This window comes from Streptomyces canus (assembly GCF_030815415.1).
Taxonomy (GTDB): domain Bacteria; phylum Actinomycetota; class Actinomycetes; order Streptomycetales; family Streptomycetaceae; genus Streptomyces; species Streptomyces canus_F.
Genome location: NZ_JAUSWW010000001.1, coordinates 5,132,931 through 5,147,144, shown reverse-complemented (window position 1 = coordinate 5,147,144; position 14,214 = coordinate 5,132,931). Strand labels below are relative to the sequence as shown.

The following is a 14,214-nucleotide window of genomic DNA, read 5'->3' as shown; positions in this document are numbered from 1 at the left end:
GATGGGGCGGCGTACGGTGCGGTGGCGCGGCGTGTGCGCGGCCGTCGTGGGAATGGCCCTGGCCGCCCTGCTGCCGGGACAGACGGCCCTCGCGGCGAGCACACCCAGCCCCTCGTACGCGTTCGCCCCCGACGCCCGGCAGGTCACCGGCGCCGCGACCACCTCGGACGCCGAGTCCCTCGACATCGGCGAGACGTACCGGAGCACCCTCCCCGCGAGCGGCAAGCTCTACTACCGCCTCGTACTCGACAAGACGTCGGACACGTACGTCTCCGTCACGGCCGTCCCGCGCGCGGGCACGACGGTCTCCACCGGCGGCGGCATCAGGGTGTACCTGCAGGACGCCGACAGCCGCTCCTGTTCCTTCGAGAGCGCCTACTTCGGAGCGAGCCGCAGTCCGCGGCCGATCGTCGCCTGGGGAGCGAGAGAGGCCTTCTCCCATCGCGCCCTGTGCAAGGGCAGCGGTCTGTACTACGTGCGCGTGGAGCGCATCGACGGCACGGACGTATCGCCCGGCGAATGGGAGCTGGAGCTCGCTCCGGTGTCGGAGTCGCACCTGGACCGGGCCGAGGCGACGAAGGCGCCGCAGAGCTGGAACTCCACGCCCCCACAGCCTCCGACGGACCAGGCCGTACGACGTCCGGGCGGCGCGGGCTTCGACGAGGCCGTGCCGGTGAAGGAGGGGGTCTGGAGCGCCGATGTGGCGCCCGGGCAGACGCTCTTCTACAAAGTGCCGGTCGACTGGGGGCAGCAGCTCCACGTCACCGCCGAACTGGGCAGCACGACTCGCGGCCGTTATGTGGCCGGCGCGCTCATCACGTCGCTGTACAACCCGGCACGCATGCCCGTCGACGACGTGGCCATCGGCTACAACGGCACCCAGAAGACGGACTCCCTCGACCCCTTGGCGCCGGTCGACTACACCAACCGCTACGACTCCTCCCGCCAGGTCAGAGCGATGCGGTTCGCCGGTTCGTACTACCTCGCCCTCCATCTCTCGTCGGCGATGGCCGAGAAGTACGGCGACAAGCCGTTCGGCGTGACACTGCGGGTGCGGATCGACGGCACGACCGAGGCGGCACCCGCCTACGCGGCACCGTCCGATCCGCGGGGCCTCTTCGAGGTGTCGGCGCAGGACCGGGAGGCGGCGGCCGAGGGCGGGGGCGCGGGAGGCGACGCGCTGATGAAGGTGGTCGCCGTGGCGGGCATCGGGGGCGGAAGCCTGGTGCTGGTGGTACTGGGGGCGTGGACGGTGGTGGCTCGGCGGAGGGCGGCCGGGGCCGTCGGGTAGGTGCGGCGCCCTGGTGCCCGTGGGGTGCTCAGATCCGGGTCAGTGCCCAGAAGCCCACGGCGTAGCAGGCCAGCGCGAGGAGCAGCATCGGGACGACCACCTTGGCCGGAGGGCCGGGGCGCCGTCGTGCCCTGCGCGCTCCTCTGCCTGCGCGGTGCCGCGAAGTTTCCTGGGCCGGAGGTGGAACCTGCGGGACCTGAGCGGTGTACGAAGCAGTAGAGGCATCGGCGCGATGGAGCGGCGGTGACGCCAGGGGCCGCGTCGGGTAGGGCGGCGGCTGCGGCCGGGGGGAGGGCAGGACATGCGTGGGGTCGTCGGGGGAGACGTGGGAGGGCTGGTGCTGCGCGCCCTGCTGTGTCTGTGGCGGTGTCTGGGCGTCCGGGGGACGCACTTGAGGAGAGGAGCCAGTGGCCTGCGGGGGTGGCAGCGGGAAGCTGCCGGTGTCCGACATGCTGGGCGGCCGCGCAACACCGGAGGACTCGGAGAGGAACGCCGCCGGCTGCGACCCGGTGCTCCGACGGGGATCGGGCGGTACGGAGTCGGTGCCGGGCCATGCGGAGGCGGAGTCGCCGTCCCTCGCGGACTGCGGGAAGCCGGCACTCGGTTCTGGAGTGTCCGAGAACCCCGTCCGTACCCCAGGTGCGGGCTTGAGCGGTCCCGTCTGCCCGAACCCCGGTGGCAGTGGCCCCAGTTGGTCGAAGATCTCGATCAGCTCGTCGTCGGGGCCCGGCTCCGGCAGAAGTTCCGCGGCCGCGGCGAGCGCCTTCCGCGCCCCCGTGGCGGTGCGGAACCGCGCCTGCGGATCCGGCTGCACCAGCGTCGCCACGACCTGCCACAGCGGTTCTGGGATGCCCTTGGGCGCACTCGGCGTCCCATGCGCCGCGAAGTACTGGACGAGAGCCTTGGCGTCCGGCTTGGCGCCCTCCAGGAGATACAGCGCGACCAGGCCGACGGCGAACAGATCGGCGGGAAAGTCCGGCTCCGAGCCCATCATCTGCTCGGGCGAGATGTAACCCGGCGTCCCCACCACGAGGTTGGTCTCCGTCAGCCGCGGTTCGCCCAGCCGCATCGCGATGCCGAAGTCGGACAGCCGCAGCCGGGGCCGACCGGTACCGGTGGCCTCCAGCAGCACGTTGGCGGGCTTGATGTCCCGGTGCACCACACCCTCCGCGTGCACCGCCGCCAGCCCCGACAGGAGTTGGTCGACGAGCGTGCACACGAAGGACGGTGGCAGGGGACCGTAGTCCCCGATCAGATGGGCCAGCGAACCTCCGCCGACCAGATCCATGGTGAACAGGACCTTGTCGTCGTCGGCGGCCCAGCTGGCGGGCGCGAGCACATGGGGGTGGTCGATCCGCAGCGCCTGTTCGCGGACGAAGCGCAGCAGCGAGTGTGCGTCGCTCTGCTGCAGCACCTTGGCGGCGACATACCGACGGCGGCGGTGGTCCCAGGCGCGCCACACGGCGCCGACACCTCCGCGCCCGATCGGATCGACGAGTTCGTACCGGCCGGCGAAGACCTCACCCATGGCAGTGCGTCGCTCCTCCCCCTGCGGTGTCCCCCCTTGCCTCCCCCTCCACGAGCGATACGACTCCCGCCGCACCGCTCCAGGATGAGTGACTCCCCTCGCACCGCCCCCCCGGCGAGCGACACGGCCCGTCTCCCGGCCGGTGAGTGACACGCCCCCACGTGTCCCTCCCCGGATGAGCGACGACTCCCGTGCCCTCTCCAGCGGCACGACTCCCCCGTGCCTCCTCGGCCGTCGTCCCGGCTGCCGAACCCCCTTCGGTGACCGGGCAGCGGAGTCAGCTCTGGTGGGACTGGTAGTGCGAGACCGCGTCGGACGTGCGGCCCGCGCCGTAGACCCGGAGGAACTCTGCCAGTTCCGGATGGGTCGGGGCGAGGGTGTCCGCCGCCTCGATGATGTCCCCCGCGGCCGCGACCGACCGCAGCAGCGACTGGATCTCACGGACGACCCGCTTGACCGTCGGCGCTCCCGAACTGCTGGTCGTGGTCGTGGCATTGCTGAGCACCGAGCCCCCTTGCGACTTCTTGATCTCGTCCATCCGCTCGGTCGCCTCGGCCGCGCTGACGCTGCCGTCCGCGACCTGCCTCGCCAGATCCTGCAGCAACTGCACTCGCTGGACCACGGCCGGATTGCCGATCTTCGCCCGCTGACCGCTCATCAGCTGCGACAGCATCGGTGCGGACAGTCCCAGTACCCCCGCGAGACGAGCCTGGTTGAGACCAAGATCGTCTATGAGCTTACGGAAGAGCGCCCCCAGCGGCTCCCCGTACCAGTTCCGCTGCAGTTCCCGCGCTCTCGCGGTCGCTTCCTGCTGTGCGGCGTCCATTGCGTCTCCCCATCGCTTCCCCAAATACCGCGGTTCGCTGTAGCGAACCACGCCGAGCATCTTACGGAGAGTGGTCGTTCATCGGGACCCCCAATCTTTTTGCGAGATACCGGGGGCGACCCGGTACTCTGGTCTGCGACGCCCACCGGTATGAGTCACTTCCGGTCGGACGCTCCCCTCCCGGGGCCTTAGCTCAGTTGGTAGAGCGCTGTCTTTGCATGGCAGATGTCAGGGGTTCGACTCCCCTAGGCTCCACACCTCGGACCGGTCAGACGCCCTTCACGGCGGCTGGCCGGTTCTTGCATGTGCGGGTTTTTCACGTGACGGATCCGCGCGGGCGCCAGGTGTGGACGGAGAAGGTCCTTCGGGGTGACGTGCGTCACTCGACGGCGTCTCGGCCGTTGCGGATATTTGCGCAAACGCGAGAGTCGACAGGGTGCCCGAGTCCGTCGTGCGAGTAGTCGACGAAGTGCCGGAGCCGATGATTCCGCTGGTGGAGGCCTTGTGGGGACTGGTGGGAACGTGTGCTGGTAACCAGGGTGATGCTCTCCGTCAACACGGTCTGTGCAGAACTTGCACACCTGAACCGTTGCAAACGTCATCGTGGGTGCAGAGGGCAAGCATCCGCCGTTCCACGTGAAACATCGCTGTGGGGCAGGAGACCCTCAAGTCTCCTGCCCCACAGCGATGTTCGGAGTGCCGGACGTCAGTGTCGTTCGTCGCGGTGCGCGGCCTCCTCCTCGGCTTCCTTGACCTGCACCTCCGGGTCGAGCACGGACTGGCCGCTGCCGTCGACCGACGTCAGCCGAGTCGACTCCGGGACCTCCGTCGCCGCGGGAGGCTCGACCAGCCAGTCGGGGTTGGCCTGCTTGTCCCACCACTTCCAGGCGGCGTAGGCACCGCCCGCGACGACGCCCGCGATCGCCAGTGCCTTGGCGAGACGACCGACCCTCGCCCGACGTTCCTGCTTACGGACCAGCTTCTCGATCTGCTTGGCCGAGACCTGACCGCGCAGCGCGAGCAGCGCGGCCGTACCGCGGGATGCGGCCTCGTCCCTCACGGGCCCGGCCGCGGCCACGGCCTGCTCGATCCTCGGACGTGAATAGTCGGCGGCCTGCCGGGCAGCCTTGCGGGTGCGGACGGCGGCCTCGTGGGCGGCCTGGTCGACCTTCGGCGGCACATGCGTCAGGGCCTGTTCCAGACGCGGCGCGAGATGCGCGTCGTACTGGACGCGAGCCTGCTCGGCCGCCTGTGACACCTTCGGCGCGAGCCGTACGCGTGCCTCGTGTGTGTAGTGAGCGGCCCTGTCCTTGGCCGTGTCGGCGTACGGCGCCACCACGTCCGCGGCGTGCAGCACGCTGTCCTTCGCCGAACCGGTCGCGGCGCGCACGCTGTCGATGCGGGTCACGGGAATCCTCCTCCTCGGTGGCGTACGGTAATTCGACTTTCCACCCTTTTACGGATCATGCCTGCCAACGGGCACCTGGGCATGTGAGGGCAGGCATCCGGGTCATGGGCGCTGACTCCGGACGATCTCCGATCAAGCGCTGCTGAAGAACCGATCACATGCAATAGCGGATGAATACGGGCAACGGGAGCTTGTCGTCGACAATGCCACGGATCGTCGACGAACGCCCCCGGCCCGGAACTACTCGACCGGTTTTCTGCAGACGACACCCCGCAACGAGCACCCGGAGAAGGGCGACGGGGGTCGGAGCGCGTCGACCGTGCAAGGATCGGGGGAGTTACAGAAACAACGGAAGGCAGATCGTGGCCGAGCAGCTCTACGCCACCCTCAGGACCAACCACGGCGACATCGAGGTCCGGCTCTTCCCGAATCACGCGCCGATGACGGTCAAGAACTTCGTCGAGCTCGCCACCGGCCGGCGCGAGTGGACCAACCCCACCACCGGCGAGAAGTCCACGGCCAAGCTCTACGACGGCACAGTCTTCCACCGGGTCATCAGCGGCTTCATGATCCAGGGCGGTGACCCGCTCGGCAACGGCACCGGCGGCCCTGGCTACCAGTTCAAGGACGAGTTCCACCCGGACCTCTCCTTCGACAGGCCCTATCTGCTGGCCATGGCCAACGCCGGACCGGGTACCAACGGCTCGCAGTTCTTCGTCACGGTCGGCACCACGGCATGGCTGAACCGCAAGCACACCATCTTCGGCGAGGTCACCGACGCGGCCAGCCAGAAGGTCGTCGACGCCATCGCGGGCACACAGACCAATCCGCGCACCTCCCGCCCGCTCAACGACGTCGTCATCGAGTCGGTCCTCGTCGAGACCCGCAAGGACTGATCACCGAGCCCCGCACGGGCCGAGGCGAACGCCCGGCCCGTCGGCGCCGGGCCCACCAGGGAACCAAACGCCCCGCTCGTCCGTAAGGATGGGCGGGGCGGTTTCATTGCATACGACGACTTAGGGGACCCCGATGGACCAGGCGCCAGGCAGCCCACAGGGCCCGGAGGACCAGGGCCCCCAGCAAGCCGAGGGCCCGCCCGGCTGCTACCGCCACCCCGACCGCGAGACCGGCATCCGCTGCACCCGCTGCGAACGCCCGATCTGCCCGGAGTGCATGGTCAGCGCCTCCGTCGGCTTCCAGTGCCCCGACTGCGTCCGCGGCGACTCCGGCACCGGCCACCGCCCCGACGCCGCGATGCCCCGCACGATCGCCGGCGGCACGGTCGCCGCCGACCCCCGGCTGGTCACCAAGATCCTCCTCGGGATCAACCTCGCCGTGTTCATCGCCGTCCGGGCCTCGGACTCAATGCTCAGCGATCTCGTCCTGATCGGCGCCTGGCCGCCGCCACCCTTCACGGCCACCGAGGGCGTCGCGGACGGCCAGTGGTACCGCCTGGTCACCTCGATGTTCACGCACCAGGAGATCTGGCACATCGCCTTCAACATGCTGAGCCTGTGGTGGCTCGGCGGCCCACTGGAGGCGGCCCTCGGCCGCGCCCGCTACCTCGCGCTCTACCTGGTGTCCGGCCTGGCCGGCAGCGTCCTCGCCTATCTGCTGACGTCCCCGACCACGGCCACGCTCGGCGCCTCCGGCGCCATCTTCGGCCTGTTCGGCGCCACCGCCGTCCTGATGCGCCGGCTCAACTACGACATGCGGCCGATCATCGCGCTCCTGGTGATCAACCTGATCTTCACCTTCAACCCGGCGTTCGACATCTCCTGGCAGGCCCACATCGGCGGCCTCGCCGGAGGCGTGGTCATCGGCTACGCCATGGTGCACGCCCCGCGCGAACGACGGGCCCTGATCCAGTACGGCACCTGCGCCCTGGTCCTGGCCCTGGTCGTCGTATTGACGCTGGTGAGGACGGCTCAGCTCACCTGAGCGGGACAGTTGTCCACAGCGGGTGGCGAATCTTGTGCATAGTGTGCGCGAACAAGCGTGCCCCCTGTCGCTGACCTGTGTTTCCGCAGGTCGGACAGGGGGCGAACATGCTTTCGGGTGACCGGTAGTTCCGTCACACCGGCGTCAACACTGGATGGGTTATCCACAGATCGTCGTTCTTTTTCCCCACTGTGGAAAACGTTGTGGATAACTCAGCGGATAGCCCTGGGCAGAGCTGTGTTCACCGCGAAGCAGCCACTACTTCCACTGCGTGGAGACGCCGAATCCCGCGGCGATGAAGCCGAAGCCCACCACGATGTTCCAGTTGTCGAGCGAGTCGATGGGCAGCGAGCCGTCCGTCACATAGAAGACGACGATCCAGGCCAGCCCGATGACGAACAGGGCCAACATGACGGGTGCGACCCAGGCGCGGTTGGTCAGCTTGATGCTGGTCGCCTGCTTCGCAGGCGGCGGCGTGTAATCGGCCTTCTTGCGGATACGTGACTTCGGCACGAGGGTCTCTCCTGTCGATGCGCTGCGTGGCCGCGCAGGTAACTAGGTCGGGCTCGGGGCAGCGTACAAGGGGACACTGAGTGCTCCCCCGGGCGTCCGTTAGCGTAGTGCTTCCGCGGCGCCGAAGGAGATAAGGGTACGTTGAGCAATTCTGCCGACTCCCCCCAGGCCGGATCCAGCCCTGTCCGCAGACGGGGTTTCCGGCCCGTGCGGCTGCTCACGGTGGCCGTCTTCGCTCTCGCGGGCCTCATTTTCTTCACCAGCTTCAATACGGCCAAGGGCACAAATATCCGTACGGATGCCTCGCTGCTGAAGTTGTCCGACCTCATCCTGGAGCGCAGCCACAAGAACGGTCAGCTGGACGAGACCACCGGGACGCTCAGGGACGACGTCGAGGCGCTGGCCGAGCGGGACGACGGCAGCACGAAGGCAGAGGACGACAAGCTGGCGGCGCTGGAGAAGAAGGCGGGGATGCAGAAGCTGAAGGGCGAGGCGATCTCCGTCACGCTCAACGACGCCCCGCCGGACGCCACCGCCAAGCTCCCCGGCTATCCCGAGCCGCAGCCCGACTACCTGGTCATCCACCAGCAGGACCTGCAGGCCGTGGTGAACGCGCTGTGGCAGGCCGGCGCCCAGGGCATCAAGGTCATGGACCAGCGGCTGATCTCCACCAGCGCGGTGCGCTGCGTGGGCAACACGCTCATCCTCCAGGGCCGGGTCTACTCACCGCCGTACAAGATCACGGCGATCGGGGACCCGGAGAAGCTGCGGACGTCGCTCGCGGCGAGCCCGGCGATCCAGAACTACATGGTGTACGTCAACGTCTACGGACTCGGCTGGAAAGTCGAGGACGAAGGGACGGTGACTCTGCCCGGCTACTCGGGCACAGTGGATCTGCAGTACGCCAAGCCTGTGGAGTAGGCCTTCCTGGAGCCGCCGGTGCGTGTCGTCGTCAGGACCGTCAGCGAACTCTGCATCACCGTCGGCACGGTCATCGTGCTCTTCGTCGTCTACGTGCTGTTCTGGACCGGCGTGAAGGCCGACGACGTCATGGGCGAGCAGATCGACCAGTTGCAGGACCAGTGGTCGAAGGGGAGCGTGCGGCAGCCCACGGGGGGCGCCCCGTCCGGAACGCCGGAGCCGACGGCGTACAAGAGCGGCAAGCCCTTCGCGATCATGTACATCCCCCGGCTTGGTTTCACGTGGAACAAGCCCGTGCTGGAGGGGACGGCCGTCGGCACCCTGAAGAAGGGGCTCGGACACTACGCGCGGACGGCGCGGCTCGGGGAGAAAGGCAACTTCTCGGTGGCCGGTCACCGGCGTACGTACGGCGACCCCTTCAAGGACTTCCCCAAGCTGCGGCGCGGGGACGCGGTGGTGCTGACGGACGGGACGACCTGGTTCACGTATCGGATCGACAAAGGCCCCTACAAAACCGTGCCCACGGACGTTGAGGTGATCGATCCTGTGCCACGTAAGTCGGGGTATACGCGCTCGGGCCGCTATCTCACCCTGACCACGTGCGATCCGGAGTGGGGGCACAGTCACCGGCTGATCGTGTGGGCGCATCTGGACTCCACACAGCCTGTGGAGAAAGGGAAGCCGACGGCCCTGCGCCGTTAGTCTGGTGCGGTACGGCGTGAGTCTGGTGCCGTGGTGCGACGGAAGGGACGGCATGTACGGCTGGATCTGGCGGCATCTGCCAGGGAACGCGTGGGTGAGGGCTTTCATCTCACTCGTGCTGGTGCTTGCTGTGGTCTACGTCCTTTTCCAGTACGTCTTCCCGTGGGCCGAACCGCTGCTGCCCTTCAACGATGTGACGGTGGACAACCAGTGAGTGCGCGGATTCTTGTCGTCGACAACTACGACAGCTTCGTCTTCAACCTGGTGCAGTACCTGTACCAGCTGGGCGCCGAGTGCGAGGTGCTGCGCAACGACGAGGTGTCGACGGCGCACGCCCAGGACGGCTTCGACGGTGTGCTGCTGTCGCCGGGTCCGGGGACGCCGGAGGAGGCGGGCGTCTGCGTCGAGATGGTCCGCCACTGCGCGGCCACCGGGGTGCCCGTCTTCGGTGTGTGCCTGGGGATGCAGTCGATGCAGGTGGCGTACGGCGGTGTCGTGGACCGGGCGCCGGAGCTGCTGCACGGCAAGACGTCGTTGGTGGAGCACGAGGGCAAGGGTGTCTTCGCGGGTCTGCCGACGCCTTTCACGGCGACCCGCTATCACTCGCTCGCTGCCGAGCCGGAGACGGTGCCGGCCGAGCTGGAGGTGACCGCGCGGACCCACGACGGGATCATCATGGGGCTGCGCCACCGTGAACTGCGGATCGAGGGTGTGCAGTTCCACCCCGAGTCGGTGCTGACGGAACACGGGCACCGGATGCTGGCCAACTGGCTGGTGGAGTGCGGCGACCAGGGTGCGGTGGCGCGAAGCGCGGGGCTGGCCCCGGTGGTGGGCAGGGCCTCGGCGTGACCGCACTGCGCCCCGAGCGCGAGTCCGGGACCTCGTACGGGAAGCAGTCGTACGAGGATGCCGGTGCGCTTGGGGACTGGTACGACAGCGCGTCGTACGACACGGGCGGCGGCGGGGCGGGTGTGGATGAGCCCTGGGTGCCGCCTGCCGACGACGAGACGGTGGCGCTGCGGATACCGGAGCCGCCGCTGACGCGCATGGGCGGATCCGTACCGGCGTCTGGACCGGTGTCTGACGCCTCGTCCACCACAGGAGCCCCCGGAACCCCTGCGGGGGGCCGTGCGGCCCGGAGAAAGGCCGCCAAGCGCCGTGGTGGGCGTCATGGGGGTGGAGCGAGGCCTTCCGTCGAGTCGGCGGAGGCGTCGGACGACGGGAAGTCGTCGGCTCCGCTCTCCCGTGTCGAGGCCCGGCGGCAGGCGCGGGCGAACAAGCCCGGCCCGGCGGTGCTGGCGAGCCGGGCGGTCGGTGAGGTGTTCATCACGACCGGCGTCCTGATGCTCCTGTTCGTCACCTACCAGCTGTGGTGGACGAACGTGCGGGCGCACGCGCAGGCCGGCAGGGAGGCGAGCACGCTTCAGAACGAGTGGGCGAGCGGGAAGCGGGCGCCGGGTGAGTTCGAGCCGGGGCAGGGGTTCGCGCTGCTGCACATTCCCAAGCTGGACGTGGTCGTGCCGATAGCGGAGGGCGTCAGCAACAAGAAGGTGCTCGACCGGGGCATGGTCGGGCATTACTCGGAGGGTGCGCTGAAGACGGCGATGCCGAGCGCGAAGTCCGGGAACTTCGGGCTCGCGGGGCATCGAAACACGCATGGCGAGCCGTTCCGGTACATCAACAAGCTCAGCGCGGGCGACGAGATCGTCGTGGAGACACAGGACGACTACTTCGTCTACAAGATGACGTCGTCGCTGCCGGTGACGGCGCCGAGCAACACAAGCGTGCTCAATCCGGTTCCTCCGCAGTCGGGTTTCACCGAGCCGGGCCGTTACATCACCCTGACGACCTGCACGCCGGAGTTCACCAGCAAGTACCGGTTGATCGTCTGGGGCAAGATGGTCGAGGAACGGCCGCGCAGCAAGGGCAAGCCGGATGCGCTCGTCCAGTAAGGGCAGATGAAAGTGGCAGCGACCGCGGAGCAGCAAGAGGTCACCGACACCACCCACGCCCCGCGCCGCCGCGGCATGGGCCCGATCGCCACGGCGGTCAGTGTCTTCGGTGAACTCCTCATCACGGCGGGTCTGATCCTCGGCCTGTTCGTCGTCTACTCGCTGTGGTGGACGAACGTCATCGCCGACCGCGCGGCGGGCAAACAGGCCGACAAGGTCCGCGACAACTGGGCCCAGGACACGGGGCCGGGCGCGCTGAACACGAAGAACGGCATCGGCTTCCTGCATGTCCCCGCGATGAAGAACGGTGAGGTCCTCGTCGAGAAGGGAACGTCGGCGAAGCAGCTCAACGACGGTGTCGCCGGCTACTACACCGACCCGGTCAAGGCGACGCTGCCGATGTCCGGCAAGGACGGCAACTTCTCCCTCGCGGCCCATCGCGACGGTCACGGCGCCAAGTTCCACAACATCGACAAGATCGAGAAGGGCGACCCGATCGTCTTCGAGACGAAGGACAAGTGGTACGTCTACAAGGCGTACGCGATCCTTCCGGAGACCTCGAAGTACAACGTCAAGGTCCTGGGCGCCGTCCCGAAGGAGTCCGGCAAGAAGAAGGCCGGCAAGTACATCACGCTGACCACCTGCACGCCGGTGTACACGTCGCGGTACCGGTATGTGGTGTGGGGGGAACTGGTGCGGGTGGAGAAGGTGGACAGCGAGCGGACCTTGCCGAAGGAACTGCGCTGACCGGTTATCCGGACGAGAATGAAAAGCGCTGCCTCCCCGACGAAAAGGGGAGACAGCGCTTTTCTTTGTTCAGCCGCAGCCTGGAGGCTTCGGGCGGTAGACCTTTGTGGTCTGCGCCACCCTCGAAAGCGCTGAGGGGCTGGTCGCTTGGAGCGACCAGCCCCTCAGACGGGGTCGAGCAGGGATCAGTCCTCGGTGCGGGCCGCCGTTCCGGTCGTGCCGCCGAAGAAGGTGCCTCCGCCGTTGTTTCCGCCGCCGTTGTTGTTGCCGCCGACACTGACGGTCGTCAGGGTGATCGACGTGCCTGCCGGGTCGTCGACCTCGTTGCCCTGGTCAGGGTCCTGGTCGACGACGAACGCGGTGTCGCTCTGATCGCTGCCGTTGGCGAACTGGATGTTGTTGAAGCCCTGGGCCCGCAGGATCTGCTTGGCCTCTCCCACCGTCTTCTGGACGACGTTCGGGACCTTGACCTTGGCCTTCTCGGTCTTCTTGCCGAGGTGGATCGTCACCGTCGAGTTCTTGTCGACCGAGTTGCCGATCCCCGGGTCGGTGCTGACGACCTTGTCGACCAGGTTGTCGTCATCGGTTTCCGCGTCGGTCACACAGTTGCCGGTGAGGTTGCTCTCCACCATCCGTGCCTTGGCGTCGTCGCAGCTCAAGCCGTTGACGTCCGGGACGGTCGACTTCTGGATCTCGGTGGCGACCGTCAGGGTGATCGTCGAACCCTTCTCGACCTGCTTGTTGAATACCGGGTCCTGGTCAAGGACGGAGCCCGCTTCCTCCGTGGACTCCTTCTCCTTCTTCTTGACAACCAGCCCGAAGTCTTCGCCCTCAAGCCTTGCCTTGGCGTCGTCGAACTGGTCGCCGATGACGCTCGGCACGGTGACCTTCGGGGCACCCGTCGAGACCACCACGTTGATCGTGGACTTCTTCTCGACCTTGGTTCCCGGGTCGACGTCCTGCTCGCAGATGTTGCCCTTGGGCTGCTTCTCGCAGGTCTTCTCGGTGGTGGCCAGCGTCAGGTCACTGTTCAACGCCATGGTCTTGGCGCTCTTCAGCGTCTCACCGACGAAGGTCGGTACCGCCACCTTGTCGTCCGCGCTGTTGTTCCCCTTGAACGCCCACTTCCCGATCAGGATCGCGCCGATCAGGACCAGCACCGCCGCGACGACCAGCAGGATCGTCGAGGTGTTGTTCTTCTTCTGCTGGCGGCGACGGTCGGGGCGGTCGTCGTAGCCGCCGTAGCCCGGGTCGTCCGGGTTCATGGGCGGGAGCATCGACGTGGCGCCGGCGTCCGTGGAGCGCAGGGCGGTGGTCGGCTGGTCGTCCGGGTAGGCGCCGTAGCCGACCGAGCCCATCGCCGCGGTGGCCGCCACCGGCTGGCCGTCCAGGCACGCCTCGATGTCGATGCGCATCTCGTCGGCGGACTGGTAGCGGTAGTTCGGGTCCTTGACCAGGGCCTTGAGGACGATGGCGTCCATCTCGGGCGTGAGCTCGGGGTCGAAGACCGACGGGGGCTGCGGCTCCTCGCGGACGTGCTGGTAGGCCACGGCCACGGGGGAGTCGCCCACGAAGGGCGGGCGTACCGTCAGGAGCTCGTAGAGGAGGCAGCCCGTCGAGTAGAGGTCGGAGCGCTGGTCGACCTGCTCGCCCTTCGCCTGCTCCGGCGAGAGGTACTGGGCCGTGCCGATGACCGCCGAGGTCTGGGTCATCGTCATGCCGGAGTCGCCCATGGCGCGGGCGATGCCGAAGTCCATGACCTTGACCTGGCCGTTGCGCGTGAGCATGACGTTGGCCGGCTTGATGTCACGGTGGACGATGCCGGCCCGGTGGGAGTACTCCAGGGCCTGGAGGATGCCGATCGTCATCTCCAGCGTGCGCTCCGGCAGCAGCCGGCGGCCGGAGTGCAGCAGCTCACGGAGCGTGGAGCCGTCGACGTACTCCATCACGATGTACGGGATCGAGACCCCGTCGATGTAGTCCTCACCCGTGTCGTAGACCGCGACGATCGCGGGATGGTTGAGCGAGGCGGCCGACTGGGCCTCCCGGCGGAACCGGGCCTGGAAGGACGGGTCGCGTGCGAGATCCGCGCGCAGCGTCTTCACCGCCACGGTGCGGCCGAGCCGGGTGTCATGCGCGAGGTAGACCTCCGCCATGCCACCACGGCCGAGCACCTGGCCCAGCTCGTACCGGCCGCCGAGGCGACGCGGCTCTTCCATAGCTACCTACCAGCCCTCTCCGTCGGTCCCGACCGGCACTGGTGTGCGGTCGGAGGCTGCCGTCCGGGCCTACCGTACCCGGCTGGCTTTGTGTGACCTGGCCAAGCCCGTCACCCGATACAGGACCGGTATCGCAACGTGCACCGATGTGAAGGGGACGTGATCG

14 protein-coding genes and 1 tRNA gene are annotated in these 14,214 nt (G+C 68.0%); 10 read left to right on the top strand and 5 right to left on the bottom strand.

Going from position 1 to position 14,214, the window contains the following annotated elements; all coding sequences use genetic code 11:
- The first annotated feature begins 1 nt into the window (after nt 1).
- Complete coding sequence (locus QF037_RS23805; RefSeq protein ID WP_307028442.1) at nt 2-1,291, top strand: hypothetical protein; 1,290 nt, start codon at nt 2-4, stop codon at nt 1,289-1,291.
- A gap of 28 nt (nt 1,292-1,319) precedes the next feature.
- Here QF037_RS23805 and QF037_RS23800 read toward each other — a convergent pair whose 3' ends face one another.
- Together QF037_RS23800 and QF037_RS23795 are read right to left on the bottom strand one after the other, a co-directional pair.
- On the bottom strand, nt 1,320-2,819 hold the full coding sequence (locus QF037_RS23800) for a protein kinase domain-containing protein (protein ID WP_307028440.1): 1,500 nt from the start codon (nt 2,817-2,819) through the stop codon (nt 1,320-1,322).
- Between the two features lie 277 nt (nt 2,820-3,096).
- Entirely contained in the window at nt 3,097-3,645 is a 549-nt protein-coding gene (locus tag QF037_RS23795; RefSeq protein ID WP_046256534.1) for a helix-turn-helix domain-containing protein, read from the bottom strand.
- A gap of 182 nt (nt 3,646-3,827) precedes the next feature.
- On the opposite strand from QF037_RS23795, the gene QF037_RS23790 reads away from it, so the two are divergent.
- Nucleotides 3,828-3,900 (top strand) — tRNA-Ala (locus tag QF037_RS23790).
- Between the two features lie 451 nt (nt 3,901-4,351).
- Here the strand turns inward: QF037_RS23790 and QF037_RS23785 are convergent.
- Nucleotides 4,352-5,053: a DUF5324 family protein gene (locus QF037_RS23785; RefSeq protein WP_307028438.1), complete on the bottom strand. Its 702-nt coding sequence runs from the start codon at nt 5,051-5,053 to the stop codon at nt 4,352-4,354.
- Between the two features lie 362 nt (nt 5,054-5,415).
- On the opposite strand from QF037_RS23785, the gene QF037_RS23780 reads away from it, so the two are divergent.
- Both QF037_RS23780 and QF037_RS23775 read left to right on the top strand, forming a co-directional pair.
- Nucleotides 5,416-5,949: a peptidylprolyl isomerase gene (locus tag QF037_RS23780; protein WP_307028436.1), complete on the top strand. Its 534-nt coding sequence runs from the start codon at nt 5,416-5,418 to the stop codon at nt 5,947-5,949.
- Nucleotides 5,950-6,082: 133 nt separating this feature from the next.
- Nucleotides 6,083-6,994: a rhomboid family intramembrane serine protease gene (locus tag QF037_RS23775; protein WP_307028435.1), complete on the top strand. Its 912-nt coding sequence runs from the start codon at nt 6,083-6,085 to the stop codon at nt 6,992-6,994.
- A gap of 258 nt (nt 6,995-7,252) precedes the next feature.
- On the opposite strand, the gene crgA is transcribed toward QF037_RS23775, so the two are convergent.
- Nucleotides 7,253-7,507, bottom strand: coding sequence for a cell division protein CrgA (gene crgA, locus QF037_RS23770; protein ID WP_307028434.1), 255 nt, complete (start codon nt 7,505-7,507; stop codon nt 7,253-7,255).
- A 141-nt stretch (nt 7,508-7,648) separates the two neighbouring features.
- Between crgA and QF037_RS23765 the strand changes: the two genes are divergently transcribed.
- Genes QF037_RS23765 through QF037_RS23740 form a run of 6 tightly spaced genes read left to right on the top strand, consistent with a single transcriptional unit; the run spans nt 7,649 to nt 11,829 of the window.
- Nucleotides 7,649-8,428 carry a DUF881 domain-containing protein gene (locus QF037_RS23765; RefSeq protein WP_307028432.1) on the top strand — a complete coding sequence of 260 codons (780 nt, stop codon included), beginning with the start codon at nt 7,649-7,651 and terminating at the stop codon, nt 8,426-8,428.
- A gap of 18 nt (nt 8,429-8,446) precedes the next feature.
- On the top strand, nt 8,447-9,130 hold the full coding sequence (locus tag QF037_RS23760; protein ID WP_307028430.1) for a class E sortase: 684 nt from the start codon (nt 8,447-8,449) through the stop codon (nt 9,128-9,130).
- 16 nt (nt 9,131-9,146) lie between these two features.
- Complete coding sequence (locus QF037_RS23755) at nt 9,147-9,344, top strand: hypothetical protein (RefSeq protein WP_307028428.1); 198 nt, start codon at nt 9,147-9,149, stop codon at nt 9,342-9,344.
- Nucleotides 9,341-9,979: an aminodeoxychorismate/anthranilate synthase component II gene (locus tag QF037_RS23750; protein WP_307028427.1), complete on the top strand. Its 639-nt coding sequence runs from the start codon at nt 9,341-9,343 to the stop codon at nt 9,977-9,979. Before QF037_RS23755 ends, QF037_RS23750 begins: the two co-directional genes overlap by 4 nt.
- Nucleotides 9,976-11,082 carry a class E sortase gene (locus QF037_RS23745; protein ID WP_307028424.1) on the top strand — a complete coding sequence of 369 codons (1,107 nt, stop codon included), beginning with the start codon at nt 9,976-9,978 and terminating at the stop codon, nt 11,080-11,082. Before QF037_RS23750 ends, QF037_RS23745 begins: the two co-directional genes overlap by 4 nt.
- A gap of 6 nt (nt 11,083-11,088) precedes the next feature.
- Nucleotides 11,089-11,829, top strand: a complete 741-nt coding sequence (locus QF037_RS23740) for a class E sortase (RefSeq protein WP_307028422.1) — start codon at nt 11,089-11,091, stop codon at nt 11,827-11,829.
- Between the two features lie 185 nt (nt 11,830-12,014).
- Here QF037_RS23740 and pknB read toward each other — a convergent pair whose 3' ends face one another.
- Nucleotides 12,015-14,048, bottom strand: a complete 2,034-nt coding sequence (gene pknB, locus QF037_RS23735) for a Stk1 family PASTA domain-containing Ser/Thr kinase (RefSeq protein ID WP_307028420.1) — start codon at nt 14,046-14,048, stop codon at nt 12,015-12,017.
- Nucleotides 14,049-14,214 lie beyond the last annotated feature (166 nt).

Coding starts and splice junctions, on each gene's coding strand:
- QF037_RS23740 (WP_307028422.1), top strand. CDS start 11,089: ATGAAAGTGGCAGCGACCGCGGAGCAGCAAGAGGTCACCGACACCACC.
- QF037_RS23795 (WP_046256534.1), bottom strand. CDS start 3,645: ATGGACGCCGCACAGCAGGAAGCGACCGCGAGAGCGCGGGAACTGCAG.
- QF037_RS23800 (WP_307028440.1), bottom strand. CDS start 2,819: ATGGGTGAGGTCTTCGCCGGCCGGTACGAACTCGTCGATCCGATCGGG.
- QF037_RS23805 (WP_307028442.1), top strand. CDS start 2: ATGGGGCGGCGTACGGTGCGGTGGCGCGGCGTGTGCGCGGCCGTCGTG.
- QF037_RS23775 (WP_307028435.1), top strand. CDS start 6,083: ATGGACCAGGCGCCAGGCAGCCCACAGGGCCCGGAGGACCAGGGCCCC.
- pknB (WP_307028420.1), bottom strand. CDS start 14,048: ATGGAAGAGCCGCGTCGCCTCGGCGGCCGGTACGAGCTGGGCCAGGTG.